The sequence below is a fragment of the Cupriavidus sp. 05N39 genome, from assembly GCF_056397325.1.
In genome coordinates this window covers 1-17,158 of sequence record NZ_JBFTNE010000128.1, presented here as the reverse complement: position 1 = coordinate 17,158, position 17,158 = coordinate 1, and the positions used below count along the sequence as shown (strand labels likewise).

At 65.3% G+C, this 17,158-nt stretch carries 13 protein-coding genes; 8 read left to right on the top strand and 5 right to left on the bottom strand.

Features of this window, described 5'->3' with window-relative positions; translation table 11 throughout:
* Together AC1DN0_RS36055 and aceE are read right to left on the bottom strand one after the other, a co-directional pair.
* The coding region (locus AC1DN0_RS36055) for a biotin/lipoyl-containing protein (RefSeq protein ID WP_477146410.1) at positions 1 to 266 on the bottom strand (266 nt) is incomplete at its 3' end.
* A 165-nt stretch (positions 267 to 431) separates the two neighbouring features.
* On the bottom strand, positions 432 to 3,119 hold the full coding sequence (gene aceE, locus AC1DN0_RS36050; RefSeq protein ID WP_441636047.1) for a pyruvate dehydrogenase (acetyl-transferring), homodimeric type: 2,688 nt from the start codon (positions 3,117 to 3,119) through the stop codon (positions 432 to 434).
* Between the two features lie 430 nt (positions 3,120 to 3,549).
* Between aceE and AC1DN0_RS36045 the strand changes: the two genes are divergently transcribed.
* On the top strand, positions 3,550 to 6,138 hold the full coding sequence (locus AC1DN0_RS36045) for a PAS domain S-box protein (protein ID WP_477103722.1): 2,589 nt from the start codon (positions 3,550 to 3,552) through the stop codon (positions 6,136 to 6,138).
* Positions 6,139 to 6,252: 114 nt separating this feature from the next.
* A complete protein-coding gene (locus tag AC1DN0_RS36040) occupies positions 6,253 to 6,885 on the top strand; it encodes a response regulator transcription factor (RefSeq protein WP_045240083.1) in 633 nt (210 codons plus the stop codon).
* Positions 6,886 to 6,945: 60 nt separating this feature from the next.
* Here the strand turns inward: AC1DN0_RS36040 and AC1DN0_RS36035 are convergent, their stop codons facing one another.
* Positions 6,946 to 7,641 carry a hypothetical protein gene (locus tag AC1DN0_RS36035; protein WP_477110942.1) on the bottom strand — a complete coding sequence of 232 codons (696 nt, stop codon included), beginning with the start codon at positions 7,639 to 7,641 and terminating at the stop codon, positions 6,946 to 6,948.
* Between the two features lie 97 nt (positions 7,642 to 7,738).
* On the opposite strand from AC1DN0_RS36035, the gene folD reads away from it, so the two are divergent.
* Together folD and AC1DN0_RS36025 are read left to right on the top strand one after the other, a co-directional pair.
* Entirely contained in the window at positions 7,739 to 8,590 is an 852-nt protein-coding gene (folD, locus tag AC1DN0_RS36030) for a bifunctional methylenetetrahydrofolate dehydrogenase/methenyltetrahydrofolate cyclohydrolase FolD (protein ID WP_428178366.1), read from the top strand.
* A 112-nt stretch (positions 8,591 to 8,702) separates the two neighbouring features.
* Entirely contained in the window at positions 8,703 to 10,817 is a 2,115-nt protein-coding gene (locus AC1DN0_RS36025) for a M3 family metallopeptidase (protein WP_477110943.1), read from the top strand.
* Positions 10,818 to 10,860: 43 nt separating this feature from the next.
* Here the strand turns inward: AC1DN0_RS36025 and AC1DN0_RS36020 are convergent, their stop codons facing one another.
* Positions 10,861 to 12,090 (bottom strand): MFS transporter, encoded by a 1,230-nt coding sequence (locus AC1DN0_RS36020; protein ID WP_441636057.1) that lies wholly within the window; start codon positions 12,088 to 12,090, stop codon positions 10,861 to 10,863.
* Positions 12,091 to 12,299: 209 nt separating this feature from the next.
* Here AC1DN0_RS36020 and hutC point away from each other — a divergent pair, with 209 nt between their 5' ends.
* From hutC to AC1DN0_RS36000, 4 genes are all read left to right on the top strand, one after another.
* Positions 12,300 to 13,013, top strand: coding sequence for a histidine utilization repressor (gene hutC, locus AC1DN0_RS36015; protein ID WP_082095066.1), 714 nt, complete (start codon positions 12,300 to 12,302; stop codon positions 13,011 to 13,013).
* Positions 13,014 to 13,240: 227 nt separating this feature from the next.
* Entirely contained in the window at positions 13,241 to 14,038 is a 798-nt protein-coding gene (gene xth, locus AC1DN0_RS36010; protein WP_477146409.1) for an exodeoxyribonuclease III, read from the top strand.
* An 83-nt stretch (positions 14,039 to 14,121) separates the two neighbouring features.
* The gene (gene hpaR, locus AC1DN0_RS36005) at positions 14,122 to 14,571 is read left to right on the top strand and encodes a homoprotocatechuate degradation operon regulator HpaR (RefSeq protein ID WP_441636061.1); all 450 of its coding nucleotides are present in this window, start codon (positions 14,122 to 14,124) and stop codon (positions 14,569 to 14,571) included.
* Positions 14,568 to 16,376: a SulP family inorganic anion transporter gene (locus AC1DN0_RS36000; RefSeq protein ID WP_477146408.1), complete on the top strand. Its 1,809-nt coding sequence runs from the start codon at positions 14,568 to 14,570 to the stop codon at positions 16,374 to 16,376. Before hpaR ends, AC1DN0_RS36000 begins: the two co-directional genes overlap by 4 nt.
* A 169-nt stretch (positions 16,377 to 16,545) precedes the next feature.
* On the opposite strand, the gene AC1DN0_RS35995 is transcribed toward AC1DN0_RS36000, so the two are convergent.
* Positions 16,546 to 16,809 (bottom strand): DUF1488 family protein, encoded by a 264-nt coding sequence (locus AC1DN0_RS35995; protein ID WP_045240075.1) that lies wholly within the window; start codon positions 16,807 to 16,809, stop codon positions 16,546 to 16,548.
* Between the last annotated feature and the right edge of the window lie 349 nt (positions 16,810 to 17,158).

The following is a 17,158-nucleotide window of genomic DNA, read 5'->3' as shown; positions in this document are numbered from 1 at the left end:
GGGGCCGGCGCGGCCGCGGCGGCGCCGGCGGGCTCCAGCATCACCAGCACGGTGCCTTCGGCGACRTTGTCRCCGACCTTGATCCGGACTTCCTTGACCACRCCGSCSYKGGGCGASGGCACGTCCATSGTGGCCTTGTCSGATTCCAGCGTCACCAGCGCRTCTTCCGCGYTGATGGTGTCGCCCGGYTTSACGTGSACTTCRATSACGGGRACSGMGTCGTARTCGCCGATRTCCGGCACCTTGATTTCAATCGCTTGACTCATTCAGTGTCTCCTGGGCAGGCCGGCGCACGCGACAAATACGAGCGTGTGAGGTTACCCTCACTGCCTGCATCTGTCACGCCGCCGCGCCGCAAGGCGCCGGGCATTTGCCCGGCACCCGCGGCGCGGCGCTACCGTTTCTGCGGGGGGTTCGTGCAGCCGGTCCGCTTAGACCGACATCGGGTTCGGCTTGTTGGGGTCGAGGTTGTACTTCTTGATGGCTTCCGCCACCTTGTCGCGACCGATCGCACCCTCGTCGGCCAGCGCCTTCAGTGCAGCCAACGTCACCCAGTGACGATCGACCTCAAAGAAATGACGCAGCTTTTCGCGGGTATCCGAGCGGCCGAAACCGTCGGTGCCGAGCACCACGAAGCGGCGCGGCACGAAAGGACGGATCTGGTCGGCGAAGGCGCGCACGTAGTCGGTCGAGGCGATCACCGGACCGCGCACGGACTTGAGGCTCCTGGTCACGTGCGATTCGCGTTGCGTCTCGGTCGGGTGCAGCAGGTTCCAGCGCTCCACGTCGTGGCCTTCGCGGGCCAGTTCGGTAAAGCTCGGGCAGCCCCACAGGTCGGATTCGACGCCCCAGTCCTTCTTGAGCAGGTCGGCGGCGGCAATCACCTCGCGGAAGATCGTGCCCGAACCCAGCAGCTGCACGCGCGGCGCGTTGCTGTTTTCGACGCCCTTCCTGAACTGGTACATGCCCTTGACGATGTCGCCCTCTACGCCAGCCGGCATTTCCGGATGCTCGTAGTTCTCGTTCATCACCGTCAGGTAGTAGTACACGTCTTCCTGCTCGGCATACATGCGGCGCAGGCCATCCTGCATGACCACCGCCAGCTCGTACTGGAAGGTCGGGTCATACGAGATRCAGTTCGGGATCGCGGCGTGGAACACGTGCGAGTGGCCGTCTTCGTGCTGCAGGCCTTCGCCGTTCAGCGTGGTGCGGCCCGAGGTGCCGCCCAGCAGGAAGCCGCGCGAGCGCATGTCGGCAGCCGCCCAGCACAGGTCGCCGATACGCTGGATGCCGAACATCGAGTAGTAGATGTAGAACGGGATCATCTGGATGCCGTGCGTCGAGTACGACGTGGCGGCGGCAATCCAGTCGCACATGGCGCCGGCTTCGTTGATGCCTTCCTGCAGCACCTGGCCAGTCTGCGATTCCTTGTAGAACATCAGCTGGTCATGGTCTTCCGGCACGTACTTCTGGCCTTGCTGGTTCCAGATGCCGATCTGGCGGAACAGGCCTTCCATGCCGAAGGTGCGCGACTCGTCGGGCACGATGGGCACCACGTGCTTGCCGACCTGCTTGTCCTTGAGCAGGGTGTTCAGGATCCGCACGAAGGCCATGGTGGTGGACACTTCGCGGCCTTCGCTGGTGGCTTTGAGCAGCGCGTCGAACGCGGACAGCTCGGGCACCTTCAGGGCTTCGGCCTTCTGGCGGCGGGCCGGCAGGTAGCCGCCCAGCTCCATGCGGCGGTTGCGCATGTATTCCAGTTCCTTCGAGCCTTCCTCGAAGGTGACGTACGGCACTTCCTCGATCTTGTCGTCGGCGACAGGAATATTGAACTGGTCGCGGAAGCGGCGGATCGCGTCCACCGGCATCTTCTTCTGCTGGTGGCTGATATTCATGGCCTGGCCGGCGTCGCCCATGCCATAGCCCTTGATGGTCTTGGCCAGGATCAGCGTAGGCTGGCCCTTGTGCTCGTTGGCGGCGCTATAGGCGGCGAAGATCTTGTGCGGATCGTGGCCGCCGCGGTTCAGGCGCCAGATGTCCTCGTCGGACCAGTCGGCCACCATCGCCTTGAGTTCGGGCGTGTTGAAGAAATGCTCGCGCACATAGGCGCCATCCTTGGCCTTGAAGGTCTGGTACTCGCCGTCCACGCAATCCATCATGCGCTTCATCAGCAGGCCCTTCTTGTCGCGTGCCAGCAACTGGTCCCAGCGGCTGCCCCACACTACCTTGATCACGTTCCAGCCGGCGCCGCGGAACTCGGATTCCAGTTCCTGGATGATCTTGCCATTGCCGCGCACCGGACCGTCCAGGCGCTGCAGGTTGCAGTTGATCACGAACACCAGGTTGTCGAGCTTCTCGCGGCCGGCCATGCCGATGGCGCCGAGCGATTCCGGCTCGTCGGTCTCGCCGTCGCCGAGGAATGCCCATACCTTGCGGCCTTCGGTCTGTACCAGGCCGCGGCTGTGCAGGTACTTCATGAAACGGGCCTGGTAGATGGCCATGATCGGGCCCAGGCCCATCGACACTGTCGGGAATTGCCAGAAGTCAGGCATCAGCCACGGGTGCGGGTAGGACGAGATGCCCTTGCCGTCGACTTCCTGGCGGAAGCTGTCGAGTTGCTCGGTGCTCAGGCGGCCGAGCAGGAATGCGCGCGAATACACGCCGGGGGCCGAATGGCCCTGCACGAACACCAGGTCGCCGCCGTGTTTCTCGGACGGGGCGTGCCAGAAGTGGTTGTAGCCAACGTCGTACAGCGTGGCCGCGGAAGCGAACGAGGAGATATGGCCGCCAACGTTGGTGTGCTTGTTGGCGCGCAGCACCATCGCCATGGCGTTCCAGCGCGTGTACGAGCGGATGCGGTGCTCGATGTCCTGGTCGCCGGGAATGCGGGCCTGCTGCTCCACCGGGATGGTGTTGATGTACTGCGTTTCAGCGTGGAACGGCTGATTGACGCCGTTCACGCGTGCGTATTCGATCTGCTTCTCGATCAGGAAGGCGGCCCTGTCGGTGCCTTCGGCGGCGATCACGCCCTGAAGCGCATCGAGCCACTCGTGGGTTTCCTGGGGATCGGCGTCGTTGGCGCTGCTGGCGCCGAGGATCTGCTCTGGTACAGCTGACATGACTGTCTCCTGGTGAATTCCTGCCTCGGCGCTCCCCTGATTCATGTCGTGAGAGCCCCGGCCTGACGGTGTGACTACGGTACGGCGCGCGGGCCACGAATGTTTCGCATCCCCATCGCTAGCGCTTCGCCCGGGCTTGCCAGATTCAGCTGGCAGGACCGGACACAGCACTACCGTCCGCACTTTTCGGTCGGACCGATTCTATGGAAGCACATTGGGCAAGACAAGCCTAATTTTCAAATTACGATATGGTTTCTCATAATGTGGGATATTGCCGCAACGCACCACAACATCGCGCCAGCCCTCGCCGGGAAACACCTGTCGCCCGCCGCGCCCTCGGCAGGAATGCCGCACTGCCGCATTGGCGCTTACCCCAAGCGACGCGCGCCTGCAATCCCGTTACACTGGTCGGTCAGTCGTCAATCCCGCCATGCCGTCCCTCAAAGATTTCTTTTCCCACCTCCGCGCCGCCATCGTCCCTCCCTCCGCTTCCGGCACCGCCAAGGCGAGCGGCGGCGACCCTGCGCTAGCCGCGCCGCCCAGCCCGCTGACGCACCTCGATACGCTCGGCCATGCGGACGAGCCCGCGGCCGTCAACGGGCCGCCGCGCGGCTTGTGGTGGCTGCGCTGGCGCAACCTGGTGGCAACCAGCTGGTTCATGTTCATCCCGCTGGTGGCGATCGTGCTGTTCACCGTGGCGATGGGGGTGATCCTGTGGTCGCTGCATGAAACCGAGCGCCAGCAACAACGCGACGCGCTTTATCGCGACGCGGCCTGGGCCCAGCAACGCGTGCGCCTGTCGCTGCTGAGCAACCAGGACCAGCTTGCCTCGCTGGCGCGGGACATTGCCGCCGCCCAGCTCGACCAGGGCGCCTATCGGACAGCCGCGCAGGAAATCCTGCGCGAGAACCCCGAGATCGTGTTCGTCAACTGGCTCGACGCAACCCGGCGCGGGCGCTGGTCCTTGCCGTCCACCTCGGAATTCGCCGGCCGCCTGCGCGAAACCCAGGACCAGCCGCTGGAACCCGAAGTCCTCGATACTTTCGACGCCGCGCGCGAAACCCAGCGCGTGGTGTACTCGCGCCCGCTGGTCAACGACCGCGGCGACAGCTTCATGCTGATGGAAGTGCCGATCGTGCGCGACAACGAGTTCCTCGGCACGCTGGGCGCGCTGTACTCCGTCAATGGCATCCTGACCCACCTCCTGCCACCGGAGCTGACCGAGCGCTACCGCTTCTCGCTGATCGACAAGAACAACCAGATCCGCGCCAGCACCTCGCTGCGGCCAGTACCCGGCAATGCGCTGTCGTACGAGGTGCTGCTCGACCCGCCTGGCCATTCGCTGTCATTGCGCGCGGACGCCTACCCGCCCGCCTCCAACCTGCCCAACAACATGTTGCTGTGGCTGGTGGTCGGGCTGTCGTGCTTCCTCCTGTGGAGCCTGTGGAGCATGTGGCGGCATACCAGCCGCCGCTCCGAGGCACAGCGCGCCCTGCTGGCCGAGACCTCGTTCCGGCGCGCGATGGAAAACTCCATGCTGATCGGGCTGCGCGCGCTCGACCTGAACGGCCGCATCACCTACGTCAATCCCGCCTTCTGCCGCATGACCGGCTGGCAGGACGCCGACCTGGTCGGCCGTGTGCCGCCCTTCCCCTACTGGCCGCCCAACGACCAGCAGGAAATGCAGAAGCAGATCGACCTGACGCTGCAGGGCAAATCGCCTGCCGGCGGCTACGAAATGCGCGTGATGCGGCGTGACGGCAGCAGCTTCTACGCCCGCATGTATGTGTCGCCGCTGGTGGACGGCCGTGGCAGGCATACCGGCTGGATGAGCTCGATGACGGATATCACCGAGCCCAAGCGCGCCCGCGAAGAGCTGGCCGCGGCGCACGACCGCTTCACCACGGTGCTGGAAAGCCTGGATGCCGCGGTGTCCGTGCTGGCCACCGACAAGCCCGAACTGCTGTTCGCCAATCGCTACTACCGGCAGTTGTTCGGCTGGGAAGCCGAGGGCCACCTCAAGCTGGCCGGCGGCGAGATCGACAAGGAGCAGGTCTCCAGCGATGCAACCGACTTCGTCGACGCCTACGCCGGCCTGCCGGCCTCGGAGTTGATGCCCTACTCCTCGGACGCGCGTGAAGTGTTCGTGCCCGACATGCAGAAATGGTTCGAAGTGCGCCGCCGCTATATCCAGTGGGTGGACGGCCACCTGGCGCAGATGCAGATCGCCACCGACATCACCGTGCGCAAGGCCGCCGAGGAAATGGCGCGCCAGCATGAGGAGCGGCTCCAGTTCACCAGCCGCCTCACCACCATGGGCGAGATGGCTTCGTCGCTGGCGCACGAGCTGAACCAGCCGCTGGCGGCGATCAACAACTATTGCATGGGCGCGGTGGCCCGGCTGCGCTCCGGGCGCAGCACCGCCGAAGACCTGATCCCGATCCTGGAGAAGACTTCGGCGCAGGCGGTGCGCGCAGGCACCATCATCAGCCGCATCCGGGGCTTTGTGAAGCGCAGCCAGCCGCAGCGGCGCGAAGCCGCCCTGCATGACATCGTGGCTGACGCGGTCGGCCTGGCCGACCTGGAAGCCACCCGCCGCCGCGTCACCATCCTGACCCGGCTACCGGCCCCGCCTTTGCTGCTGTTCGTCGATCCGGTACTGATCGAGCAAGTGCTGGTCAACCTGCTCAAGAACGCCGTCGAGGCCATGGCCGGCCTGCCGGCCATGCGCGCCACCGGCGTGGTCCGCCTGCACGCGCGCGTGGAGCCGGGCGAGTTTGGTCAGGTCATGCGCATCGACGTGATCGACCAGGGCCCCGGCGTGGACGAGGCCACCAAGGAACGGCTGTTCGAGCCGTTCTTCAGCACCAAGTCCGACGGCATGGGGATGGGGCTGAATATCTGCCGCTCCATCATCGAGTCGCACCAGGGACGGCTGTGGGTGGAGAATAATGCCGACGGCATCGGCTGCACATTCAAGATCATGCTGCCCCTGCTGCCGGCGCATATCGACCAGTAAATCGCTGGCCGTGCCGCCAGGTTCCCTGCCACGCGCCCCAGGGCGGCCCCTGTTGCTTGCCGCCCGGCCCGGTTACACTTGGCGGCAAATGACTTTGTTGTCCCAGGAGACTTCATGACCGTAACGCCAAACCCCACCTCCCACCGCGGCGAGACCGTCTTCATCGTCGACGACGATGAAGCCATGCGCGACTCGCTGACCTGGCTGCTGGAGGGCAATGGCTACCAGGTTCGCAGCTTTACCAGCGCCGAACAGTTCCTCTCCGCCTACGACGCAGGCCAGGTTTCCTGCCTGATCCTCGACGTGCGGATGCCGGGCATGAGCGGGCCCGAGCTGCAGGAACGCATGATCGCGGAGAACATCAATATTCCGATCGTCTTCATCACCGGCCACGGCGACGTGCCGATGGCGGTCTCCACCATGAAAAAGGGCGCGATCGACTTTATCGAGAAGCCGTTCGACGAGTCCGAACTGCGCTCGCTGGTGGAGCGCATGCTGCAAAAGGCCCGCACCGACCACTCCGCCGCCCGCGAGCAGCGCGCCGCCAAGGACCTGCTGGGCAAGCTCACCACGCGTGAACAGCAGGTGCTGGAGCGCATCGTGGCAGGCCGGCTGAACAAGCAGATCGCCGACGACCTGGGCATTTCCATCAAGACCGTGGAAGCGCATCGCGCCAACATCATGGAAAAGCTCAACGTCAACACCGTGGCCGACCTGCTGCGCCTGGCCCTGTCCAAAAGCAGCTGAGCCCGCGCCAGAAAGAAGAATGGCAGTCCGGCCCCGCTGGCCGGCGGACGGGCTGCCTGCTCAACGCCTGAGATATTCCTCGTCGCGGAAGGTCACAACCCATTGCGGTTTGTAGACCACGAACACCGCCACCAGCATGCCCGTGAGAAACGCCTCGCCAAACGCCAGGATCAGCACCGCGGTCAGCGTATCGGGCAGCGACAGCACGCCATCGCCCACGCTGTAGCTACGCCAGATCGCCCTCGCCGCGCCGGCGCCCAGCGCGGCCAGGCCGGCGGCAAAGTAGCCGTGACCAAGGATGAAGACAAAGGGATGGCGCGGCAACAGCCGGCGCATGGCGCCCTGCAGCGCAGCCGACAGCAAGGCCGGCAACAACCCCATCCAGACATAACGCGGCCAGAGCGCGGCCCAATCCAGCTGAGCCCAGCCGTGCCCGGCCAGGTACCCGAGGCCGAGCAAAGACACCAGGTCGATCACGAACAGCGACAGCAGGGCCAGCGGCAGCCCGAACAGCGTCACCATCAGGGTGGCGCCAAACAACTGGATCACCATGCCGCCCGGCAGCGTCGCCCTTAACGTCCACAACAGCGCCAGCAATAACAGCGCGCCCAGCCAGCCATTCTGCAAGGCGTCGCGGCGCAGCAGTTGCCAGGGGCGCCGGCTCAGCGCCCAGGCCAGTCCGGCCAGGCTGAATGTCAGCAGCACGGCATGTTCGGCTGGCGTGCCAGGCGTAACGAGAGGGGTCAGGGCAGGCATGCGGACATACTACCAGCGCCCCAAGCTACTTCGCCCCGGGTTGCGTCAACCTTTATAATTCCGCTTTGACCACCTCCCGCCCTCCCGCGCCCATCCCATGCCCGCCCAATTGATCGACGGCAACGCCCTTGCCAAGCAACTCCGTACCGAAGCCGCCCGACGCGCCGCCAGCCTCACCGAACGCGGCCACCGGCCCGGCCTGGCCGTGGTCCTGGTGGGCGAAGACCCGGCCAGCCAGGTTTATGTGCGCAACAAGGTGAAAGCGTGCGACGACAATGGCTTCCACTCTTCCCTCGACCGCTATCCGGCCGACCTGTCCGAGGCCGACCTGCTGGACCGCATCGACACCCTGAACCGCGACCCGCATATCCACGGCATCCTGGTGCAGTTGCCGCTGCCCAAGCATATCGACAGCCACAAAGTGCTGGAAGCGATCGCCCCGGAAAAAGACGTGGACGGCTTCCACGTGGCCAATGCCGGCGCCCTGATGACCGGCGCCCCGCTGTTCCGCCCATGCACGCCTTATGGCTGCATGAAGATGCTGGAATCGGTGCAATTCCCGCTGCGCGGCGCCCGTGCGGTGGTGGTTGGCGCGTCCAATATCGTCGGCAAGCCGATGGCGATGCTGTTGCTGCAGGCCGGCGCCACCGTCACCATCTGCAATAGCAAGACGCGCGACCTGGCCGCGCATACCCGGGATGCCGATGTGATCGTGGCCGCCGTGGGCAGGCGCAACATCATCACCGCCGATATGGTAAAGCCGGGGGCGGCCGTGATCGACGTGGGCATGAACCGCGACGACAACGGCAAGCTGTGCGGCGATGTCGACTTCAACGGCGTCAAGGAAGTGGCCGGCTATATCACGCCGGTACCGGGCGGCGTAGGCCCGATGACTATTACGATGCTGCTTATCAATACGCTGGAAGCCGCCGAGCGCGCGGCCGGCTGAAGACCGCCCGCCGTGCGGCGCGCCCGCACGGCATGGCATGGCACTGGAAATCCTGCCGCCCCGCCCCAATGTGCGGGGTGTTGCCCTTACTGGCCCCGCCAAGAGAGACGCCATGGACCAAGCCGCCAACCAGGCCAATGAAGCCAACGCCACAACCGGTGCCAATCCGCTGCTGGATTTCACCGACCTGCCACGTTTCGCCGAGATACGCCCCGAACACATCGGGCCGGCGCTCGACGTGCTGCTGGCTACCGCGCAGGCCGCGGTCGACCGCGCCGAGGATCCCTCCACCCCTGCCACCTGGGCCAACGCCGTGGAAGCGCTGGAAGCCGCCACCGAGCCGCTCGGACGCGCCTGGGGCGTGGTCGGCCACCTGAGCGCCGTGGCGGATACGCCGCCGTTGCGCCAGGCGCACGCCGACAACCTGCCGCGCATGACCGAATTCTGGTCCTCGCTCGGCCAGAGCCTGGCGCTTTACGACAAGTACAAGGCGCTCGCCGCCAGCCCGGAATTCGCCACCATGAGCGCGGCCCGCCGCCAGTTGATGGAAAACGAATTGCGCGGTTTCCGCCTGGGCGGCGCCGAACTGCCCGAAGACAAGAAGCCCCGCTTCGCCGCGATCCAGGAACAGCAGGCCCAGCTGTCCAAGGCTTTCTCCGATCACGTGCTCGACGCCACCAACGCCTACGCGCTGCTGATCGAGGACGAAAGCCGGCTCAGCGGCGTGCCTGAGGACGCGCTCGAGGCCGCCCGCGCCGCCGCCGAGAAGGACGGCAAGCCGGGCTGGAAATTCACCCTGCACTTCCCGTCCTATTTCCCGGTGCTGCAATACGCGGACGACCGCTCGCTGCGCCAGACCATGTACGAGGCCAGCGTCACCCGCGCCTCCGAGCTGGCTCAGCAATACGGCCAGGGCAAGGCCGAATGGGACAACACGGCCAATATGCGCGAGCAACTGGCGCTGCGCCGCGAGGAAGCCCAACTGCTCGGCTACGCCTCCTTCGGCGAGGTTTCGCTGGTGCCCAAGATGGCGGAATCGCCGGCGGAAGTGCTGCGCTTCCTGGACGAACTGGCTGCCAAGGCACGCCCGTACGCCGAGAAGGACTGGACCGAACTCAAGGCCTTCGCCGCCGCCGAGCTCGGGCTGACCGAACTGGCGCCGTGGGACGTGGCCTACGCCTCGGAAAAGCTGCGCGAACAGCGCTACGCGTTCTCCGAGCAGGAAGTGAAGCAATATTTCCCGGAACCCCAGGTGCTCAAGGGCTTGTTCGGCGTGGTGGAGAAGCTGTTCTCCGTGCGCATCGAGCCCGACCAGGCCCAGACCTGGCACGACGATGTGCGCTTCTTCCGCGTGGTATCGCCTGAAGGCGAACTGCTGGCGCAGTTCTACATCGACCTGTACGCCCGCGAAGGCAAGCGCGGCGGCGCGTGGATGGACGACGCCCGTGGCCGAAAGCAGCTCGATGCTGGCCGCGTGCAGACCCCTGTGGCCTATCTGACCTGCAACTTCACGGCCCCCGTGGGCGGCAAGCCAGCGCTGTTCACCCACGACGAAGTGATCACGCTGTTCCATGAGTTCGGCCACGGCCTGCACCATATGCTCACCCAGGTGGGCGAGCTGGGCGTGTCCGGCATCAACGGCGTGGAATGGGATGCGGTGGAGCTGCCCTCGCAGTTCATGGAGAACTTCTGCTGGGAATACGAGGTGCTGGCGGACATGACCGCGCAGGTCGACAGCGGTGAGCCGCTGCCGCGCGACCTGTTCGAGCGCATGCTGGCTGCCAAGAATTTCCAGAACGGCATGATGACGCTGCGCCAGATCGTGTTCTCGTCGTTCGACATGCACCTGCACACCGACTTCGAACCGGCGGGCGAGAAGTCCGTGCTCGCGCTGTCCAGGGAAATCAACGATCGCGCCCACGTGGTGCCGCAGCACCCGCTTTCGCGCTGGCCGAATACCTTCAGCCATATCTTCGCCGGCGGCTACGCGGCGGGCTACTACAGCTACAAGTGGGCTGAAGTGCTGTCCGCAGACGTGTACGCCGCGTTCGAGGAGGCCGCAAAGCTCTCCGGCACCGTGCTGGACGCCGAGACCGGCGCGCGCTACCGCCGCGAGATCCTGTCCGTGGGCGGCAGCCGCCCGGCCATGGAATCCTTCACCGCATTCCGCGGCCGCGCTCCGCAGATCGACGCCTTGCTGCGGCACGGCGGCATGGCGGTGGCATAAGGCAGGGTAGGGGAAAGCAAGGAAGCGTAACGAAGAAAGCGGCTCATATCGAGCCGCTTTTTTCATGGCGGCCGGCACGGGCAATACACGCTACCGAAGCCAACGCGCAGCATCCGCTCGCTGCAATCGCGGCCGAATAATTGCCGCAGGTATCGAAGAGCCAGCCCGCGAAGCTACCGCCGGCCATCGCGGCAACCCCGACCGCGATATACAGCGCCCCGAGGATGGACCCGAGGTTGGCCGTGCCGAACCAGGTCGCGGCGAGCGCGGGATACAGGGAGATGCAGCCGCCGTTTGCCGCGCCGAACAGAATGGCGAACAGCGCCAGCGCGGGAAAGCTAACGGCACCGAGCCACACGCCGTTGAGTACGGCCAGCGCCAGGGTCAGGCACATCAGCAGCCGCCCTGGGCCGAGCCTGTCGCCGAGCCCGCCCAGCGACAGGCGGCCCAGGATATTGCCGACGCCCACCAGCCCGATCAGCAGGTTCCCGCCAGCGGAAGAGATGCCATGCTGCCGCGCATAGGGGTGGATATGAACCAGTGCGGCGAACAGGCCGACCGAGCCTAGCAGGATAGCAGCGAAGTACCACCAGAACCGTCCGCCGCGCGCCGCCTGCGCCAGGCTATGCCCCGCCTGCGGGCTGGCCTGGACGGCGCCTGGCAGGGAAGCAGCGCCATCGGGATGCAGGCCGGCCTCCTCCGGCCGCCCCTTCATTACCATTGCCATCGCCAGCCCGACCACCGCGATGACCAGTGCGAAGCACCGCATCGTTGCCTGCCAGGACATCTGCTCCATCAGCAACCCGGCCGCCACCGGTCCGGCAAACGTACCAAGCCCGGTGCCAGCCAGCGCCAGGCCCGAAGCTTTGCTGCGATGCCTGACGAACCAGCGCTGGACCGCCGTCACCGCCGGTACATAGACCAGGCCGACGCCCAGCCCCACCAGCGTGCAGAAGGCAACCAGGAACCACGCCAGTGAATCCGTGGCAATACTGGCAATGGCAAAGCCTAGCGCCAGCAGCACGATCCCCAGGGCAATAACCCGGCGCGTCGAGATCCGATCGGCCAGGGCGCCGGAGAAAACGCCCACCGCATAGTAAATCAGCGCGGTGAACGAAAACACGGAAGCCGCGGATGAGCTCCCCACCTGGAAGCCCTCCTGGATACTCGCAAAAAAGGCCCCGAACGAATACGCGGCACCGAAGATCAGAGCCAGCAGCATGTGTGTCGCGCCGACCACATACCACCCCTGAAAAATTTTCACCTTTGCCATGCCACCTCCGATAGCGCCTTCAGCGCAGCGCCCTTCTAATTTCACCCGGGAGTCACTTTCTTGTTGCTTATTCTTGTATATACAAGAAAGGACAACAAATCAACGAGTCGGGACTACCCTGACACGGGCCATGTCCTGGCGCCCTACTCCCTGGGAACCTTCGAAAATGGAAATTGGCTAGACAAGCCCGGTCAAGTAATATGCGTGCCATGACCTACCTGCCACCCGCCGCTGCCTACGCGCATATCAAGAATTACCTCAAGGAAGGACTCAGCGCCGGGCGCTGGCCGCCGGGCACGCTGATGCCGTCGGAGTCCGAGCTGGTCACGCAGTTCCGCGTCAGCCGCATGACGGCCAACCGGGCGGTGCGCGAACTGCAGGCAGAAGGACTGGTGGAGCGTGTACAGGGCGTGGGCACGTTCGCCACCCAGCCCTACCGCGCGTCGTCGACCCTGACCATCCGCGACTTGCACGACGAGATCACCGAACGCGGCCACCGCCATCGCTCGGACGTGCATATGGCGCGCGCCGAGGTGGTCAACGAGGCCCTGGCTCAGCGCATGGGACTGCCCGTCGGCAGCCCGGTCTTCCACACCCTGATCGTCCATAGCGAGAACGGCGTGCCGCTGCTGTGCGAGGACCGCTACGTCAACCCCGCCCGCGCGCCCGACTACCTGGACGTGGACTTCACCAAGACCACGCCCACCAATTACCTGCTGACCGTGGCACCGCTATGGGAGGCCCAGTACTCGATCGAGGCGCAACTGCCCACCGAGCAGGAGGCCGAGTTGCTGGGCATCAAGCCGGCCGAGCCTTGCCTGATCGTGGTCCGGCGCACCGAAAGCCAGGGCTCGCCGATTACGCTGGCGCGCCTGGTGCATCCGGGCTCGCGCTATGCCATCGAGGGCTCCTTCAAGCCTTGAGGCCGCGCCGGCTTGCGTCCAGCCGGGAATGTTTTTGCGTCGGGGTTGCGCTCGCCAGCCTGCTGTTGGGACAGCTTCTCATCGAGAACCACATCGCCGATCTGGCTTCCGTGCGCGGCAACGGCTTGCTCGCGCGCCACGCCGCTGTTCGTGCTTGCGGGCGGCGCCAAAGGGTTCCCGCCCTGTAAAATGCGTTTTAGATCTTTAGATCAACAGGACAAACAAAGATGAGAATCGCCACCTGGAACGTCAACTCGCTCAAGGTCCGGCTACCGCAAGTGCTGGACTGGCTGATCGAGCAGGAAAAAGCCGACGCGCCGATCGACGCCCTGTGCCTGCAGGAGCTGAAGATGCCGGACGACAAGTACCCGCTGGCCGAACTGGAGAGCGCGGGCTTCCACAGCGTGTTCACCGGCCAGAAGACCTACAACGGCGTGGCGATCCTGGCGCGCAACGCTAGCATGGCGGCGCCCAGCGACGTGGTGCGCAATATCCCCGGCTACGAGGACGCCCAGCAGCGCGTGGTGGYGGCCACCTACGGCGACGTGCGCCTGGTGTGCGCGTATTTCCCCAACGGCCAGGCGCCGGACTCCGACAAGTTCACCTACAAGCTGGGCTGGCTGCAGGCGATGACGGTGTGGCTGCAAGAGGAGATGGCGAAGTACCCGAAGCTCGCGCTGCTGGGCGACTTCAATATCGCACCCGAAGACCGCGACGTGCACGATCCCAAGAAGTGGGAAGGCCAGAACCTGGTATCCCCCCCGGAGCGCGACGCCTTCAGGGCGCTGGAGGCGCTCGGCCTGACCGATGCCTTCCGCATGTTCGAGCAGCCCGAGAAGAGCTTCTCCTGGTGGGACTACCGCATGTTCGCCTTCCGCCGCAATGCCGGCCTGCGCATCGACCACATCCTGCTGTCGCCGGCCTTGCGCGATGTGTGCAGCGCCTGCGTGATCGATCGCGTGCCGCGCACCTGGGAGCAGCCGTCGGACCACACGCCGGTGGTTGCGACGCTCGCCCTGGGTTAAAGCGGTATGCGCAAGTCCGCGTTCGGGATATCCGGGAAGCCACCGTCTCGCTTCCGGGCCGCCGCACAGCTACACTTGCCGGCATGAAACCGGCCACCTTCCGCCACCGCAACCTTCCCCACCTGCTGCTGCAAGCCCGCGAAACGCTGATGGCGGGCTTTAGGCCCATCCTGCGCCAGCACGGCATGACCGAGCAGCAATGGCGCGTGGTGCGCACCCTCAACGAGCAGGGCGAGATGGAGCCGAACCAGGTCGCCGACGCCTGCCTCATCCTGAGCCCGAGCCTGACCCGCATGCTGTCGAGCATGGAGGAAGCGGGCCTGATCCTTCGCTCCCGCTCCACCACGGACCAGCGCCGCCAGCTGATCTCGCTGACCGACAAGTGCCGCGCCGTGATCGCCGAGATGGAGCCGCTGATCGACCGGCGCTATGAGGAGCTCGAGCAGATGATCGGCGCCGAGCGGCTCGGCAAGGTCTATGGCGCGCTCGACGAACTGCTGGAAACCTTCACCGAGCGAGACCCGCGCGCATGACCGTGCCTGCAGCGCAAGGCGGAACAGGCGGCGTGCTTGGGCGCCTGCTGCCAGCATGGCGGCACCGCATAAGCCCGGCCTCCTTGCGCGCCGACCTGATCGCGGGCCTGCTTGGCGCCGTGCTGGTGCTGCCGCAGGGGGTCGCCTTCGCCACACTCGCCGGCCTGCCTCCACAGTACGGCATCTATGCGGCCGTCATCCCCTGCATCGTGGCGGCCTTGTTCGGGTCGAGCTGGCACGTGATGTCCGGGCCGACCAATGCCAACTCGCTGGCGCTGTTCGCCATGCTGAGTCCGGTGGCGTTTGCCGGCAGTCCGGAGTACATCAATCTCGCGCTCGCCGTCACCGTCATGGTCGGCTTGCTGCAGCTTGCCGTGGGCACCCTGCGCCTCGGTTCGCTCGCCAACTTTATCTCGCCCTCGGTGCTGCTTGGCTTCACCTGCGGCGCGGCGACGCTGATCGGGCTCTATGCGCTCAAGGACCTGTTCGGGCTGGCCGTGCCCACGGGCACGAGCGCCTTCGGCGTAGTGCGCTTCCTGCTCGACAACGCCGACACCATCAACTGGAGCGCGTTCACCGTGGCCGCGGTCACACTGGCGGTCACGCTCGCCGTCAAGCGCGTCTCGCGCCGGCTGCCCTTCATGCTGATCGGCCTGCTGGCAGGCTACGGCATCGCCCTGCTGCTCAATGCGCCGGGCTGGAGCGAAGGCGCGCGCCACGTCAACGTGGTTGGCCCGATACCGTCGGCCATTCCGCCCTTGCACGTGCCCGACATCTCCTGGCAGGCCATCCCCGACCTGCTGGGCATCGCCGCCGCGCTCACCATCGTGGCGCTCGGCCAGTCGATTTCGATCGCCAAGGCGGTTGCCCTGCGCTCAGGCCAGCACATCGACGCCAACCGCGAGTTCATTGGCCAGGGCTTGTCCAATATCGCGGGTGGCTTCTTCTCCGCCTATATCTCCTGCGGCTCGCTGAACCGCTCGATGCCCAACTATGAAGCGGGCGCGCAGACGCCGCTGGCCAGCATTTTCTCGGCCGTGCTGCTGGTCGTGCTGGTCACCGCAAGCGCACCACTGCTGGCCCGGATTCCGCTCGCGGCAATCGCCGCGATGCTGATGCTGGTGGCCTGGGGCCTGTTCGATTTCGCCCGGCTGCGCCGCATCGCCAGCCTGAGCCAGACCGAATTCGCCATCGCCGTCAGCACCTTTGCCGCCACGCTGGCCATCCGCCTGGAAATGGCGGTTCTGCTCGGCACCATCTTGTCGCTGGTTGCCTATCTCTATCGCACGTCGCGGCCGGCTGTGCGCAGCCTGGTGCCCGACGCGGACGATCCCGACCGCCGCTTTACGCCGCTGGACGAGTTGCACCGCCCGCAGCCGGAATGTCCTCAACTCAAGCTGCTGCGCATGGAAGGCGCAATCTACTTCGGCGCCGTCCAGTACGTCACCGACCGCCTGCACGAAGCACGCAGCGCCCATCCTGGACAGATCCACCTGCTTGCCATGACCAAGRGCATGAACTTCATCGACCTGGCCGGCGCCGAAATGTGGGAAAGCGAGCTGGCCGAACGGCGTGCCACCGGCGGCGACCTGTATTTCCACCGTCCGCGCACGCAGGTCCTGCAGACATGGGATCAGACCGGCTTTGCGCTAAAGCTGGGCGAGGGGCATATCTTCTCCACCAAGCGGCAGGCGCTGCACACCATCATTGCCCGCCTGGATCCCGCCGGATGCGCGCAATGCCAGGCGCGAATCTTCGAGGAATGCGCAAGCCGCCCGGGCGGAGCACTCCATGGCACGGCGTAAGAAAGAGTACGACTAGATCTGGAACGTGACCTGAACCCGGCAAGGCATGACCGCGGGAACGGAAAAGAGAAACGCCGGCGTGGAACCGGCGCCAGGCGGCGAGAAGCCGCAACAACATGAAACGTTAGCACGGGATCGGACCGATGACCGACCCGGCCTGAGACCCGTTTCAGAGCGGCGCCACATGGGCGCGCTTGACCACCACCGGCTGGGCTGCGCCCTGCTCGATCAGCACCACGGCGGCACGCTCGATTGTCTCGCGTCCGGCGCGGAAAGCCTCTTCCAGCGACAAGACCTGGTCGGCACTGAAGCCTTCCCACAGCGCTTCGCGCGTCACCACGCAGGTGACTTGTTCGCCGTTGACAACAGCGTGGAATAGCAAGCCTTCATTATTGATATCGTAGCGATCTTGCTCTTGGAATTTGATATCCATCGGTACAGCCCTCCATTGCAAGTGAAGATTCATCCTAACATGGGTCGGCCCGACTCGTCCGCAAAGGCCTACGCCTCGCTCGCCTCCAAGCATGACTACCGATGCACAAGGCGAGTTCCCATGGCATGAATGCATGGATCCGGTGCATGAAAAAGCCCCTGCGCCTTCGCATCGCTGCAGGAACCGGGGCAATTCGCACATGCCATACGTGGCCCTGCTCGCACAGGAAAGATTTCGCAGGGAGGGGGTTTGACAAACGCAAAAACGATGATACAATCTTTTTCTTCGTTGGGGCGTTAGCTCAGTTGGTAGAGCAGCGGACTCTTAATCCGTAGGTCGAGTGTTCGAG

What these genes read in the sequence shown, in the direction of transcription:
- hutC (WP_082095066.1), top strand. Translation starts at nt 12,300, where the DNA reads ATGACCTACCTGCCACCCGCCGCTGCCTACGCGCATATCAAGAATTAC.
- AC1DN0_RS36020 (WP_441636057.1), bottom strand. Translation starts at nt 12,090, where the DNA reads ATGGCAAAGGTGAAAATTTTTCAGGGGTGGTATGTGGTCGGCGCGACA.
- AC1DN0_RS35995 (WP_045240075.1), bottom strand. Translation starts at nt 16,809, where the DNA reads ATGGATATCAAATTCCAAGAGCAAGATCGCTACGATATCAATAATGAA.
- AC1DN0_RS36045 (WP_477103722.1), top strand. Translation starts at nt 3,550, where the DNA reads ATGCCGTCCCTCAAAGATTTCTTTTCCCACCTCCGCGCCGCCATCGTC.
- hpaR (WP_441636061.1), top strand. Translation starts at nt 14,122, where the DNA reads ATGAAACCGGCCACCTTCCGCCACCGCAACCTTCCCCACCTGCTGCTG.
- AC1DN0_RS36035 (WP_477110942.1), bottom strand. Translation starts at nt 7,641, where the DNA reads ATGCCTGCCCTGACCCCTCTCGTTACGCCTGGCACGCCAGCCGAACAT.
- AC1DN0_RS36040 (WP_045240083.1), top strand. Translation starts at nt 6,253, where the DNA reads ATGACCGTAACGCCAAACCCCACCTCCCACCGCGGCGAGACCGTCTTC.
- folD (WP_428178366.1), top strand. Translation starts at nt 7,739, where the DNA reads ATGCCCGCCCAATTGATCGACGGCAACGCCCTTGCCAAGCAACTCCGT.
- AC1DN0_RS36025 (WP_477110943.1), top strand. Translation starts at nt 8,703, where the DNA reads ATGGACCAAGCCGCCAACCAGGCCAATGAAGCCAACGCCACAACCGGT.